Raw genomic sequence first — 1,924 nt, forward strand, 5'->3', positions numbered from 1 at the left:
TAATAATATATCTTTAAAAATTGGAAGTCAATCGATTTTAAAACAAGATTTCTTCAAACAAAAAAGAGCCCTTTCGGACTCTTAATTAAATGAATTTTCACGAATTATTTTGTTTTAATTCCAAATTTTTCCATATCTTCATCAACTTCTCCAATTGGAGCAATTCCAAAATTTTCTACCAAAACATTGGCTACATTTGGTGATAGGAATGCAGGAAGAGTTGGTCCAAGATGAATATTTTTAACGCCTAAGCTCAAAAGTGCAAGTAACACGATTACTGCTTTTTGTTCATACCATGCAATGTTGTAGCTAATTGGCAAATCGTTGATATCATCAAGACCAAAAGCTTTTTGTAAAGCTTGTGCTATTACAACTAATGAATAAGAATCGTTACATTGACCTGCGTCTAAAACTCTTGGAATTCCATTGATATCTCCTAAGTTTAATTTATTGTATCTGTATTTTGCACAACCAGCAGTTAAAATAATTGTGTCATCAGGCAATGCTTTAGCAAAATCTTCGTAGTAATTTCTACCTTTTTGTCTTCCGTCACAACCAGCCATTACTACAAATTGTTGAATATCTCCATTTTTAACAGCTTCAACAACTTTGTCTGCCAAAGCTAACACTTGATTATGTGCAAATCCACCGACGATTTTACCGTTTTCGATTTCTTTTGGAGATTCACATTTTTTTGCAAGTTCGATTATTTCTGAGAAATCTTTGTGACCATTTTCATCTGCTGCAATGTGTTTCATTCCAGGATATGCTGCAACGCCAGTTGTGAATACTCTATCTTTGTAAGAATCTTTTGGTGGAGTTATACAGTTAGTAGTCATCAAGATTGGACCATTAAATGATTCGAATTCCTTGTCTTGTAACCACCAAGAATTTCCGTAATTTCCTACGAAATTGTCGTATTTTTTGAAAGCTGGATAATAATTTGCAGGTAACATTTCACTGTGAGTGTACACGTCTACTCCTGTGTTTTGAGTTTGTTCCAAAAGCATTTCCATATCTTTCAAATCATGACCTGAAATCAAAATCGCAGGATTGTTTCTAACACCGATGTTTACTTCTGAAATTTCTGGATTTCCGTAAGCAGATGTATTTGCACTATCCAAAAGAGCCATTGCTGCTGCACCATTTGATCCAGTTTCTAATGTAAGAGCTATCAAATCTTCTACGGATAAACTGTCGTCCATTAATTTTGCTAAAGTATTTTCCATAAATTCGTCTACATTTTCATCGAATTTTCCCAAAACATTAGCGTGTCTATTGTAGGCTGCCATTCCCTTCAATCCGTAAGTAATAAGTTCTCTAAGACTTCTCTTATCGTCATCCAAAGTATTCAACACGCCGATAATTTGTGATTTCAATTTTAATTCATCATCGTCTTTTTCGTTATACAAAGCTGCCTTTGACAAGTTTTCTTTGTCATCTAAGCCTTCGATTAATTTTTGGTTCAAATCGATAGTTTCTTTTACTTTTTCTAATAAATCTTCATAGTGGAAGTTTGCGTTTGTAATTGTAGTAAACAAATTATTGTTGACATAAGAATGTAAATTAGAGATATCTTTGTTTTCTTTTCTCATTCTAGTTAGGATTTCGCCTAATCCTTTTGTAACCCAAACAAGCAAATCTTCGATGTTTGCAACATCTGATGTTTTACCACATACGCCTCGTTTTGTACATGCAATGTTTTTTGCAGTTTCTTGACATTGATAACAAAACATTTCTTCATTTTTTTCAATAGTTTTTTCCATTTTCTTTCCTCCTGATTTTTTCTAACTTATGGTTTAATTATAATTAATTTAAAGTATGGGTTTCTGTAACATAAGTTACATTTGTTCATTACAATAAGTTTTCCAATTCTTCTCTGTTTTTAATTTTAATTTCAGATCCGTTTAATTCAATAAGACCA

At 32.4% G+C, this 1,924-nt stretch carries 1 protein-coding gene; it reads right to left on the bottom strand.

Annotation, left to right across the window (positions count from 1 at the left end; genetic code table 11):
• Nucleotides 1-104 precede the first annotated feature (104 nt).
• Entirely contained in the window at nucleotides 105-1,766 is a 1,662-nt protein-coding gene (gene hcp, locus KHW44_RS09180) for a hydroxylamine reductase (protein ID WP_304068753.1), read from the bottom strand.
• Nucleotides 1,767-1,924: the final 158 nt, after the last annotated feature.

This window comes from Finegoldia magna (assembly GCF_018371055.1).
GTDB lineage: Bacteria > Bacillota > Clostridia > Tissierellales > Peptoniphilaceae > Finegoldia > Finegoldia magna_I.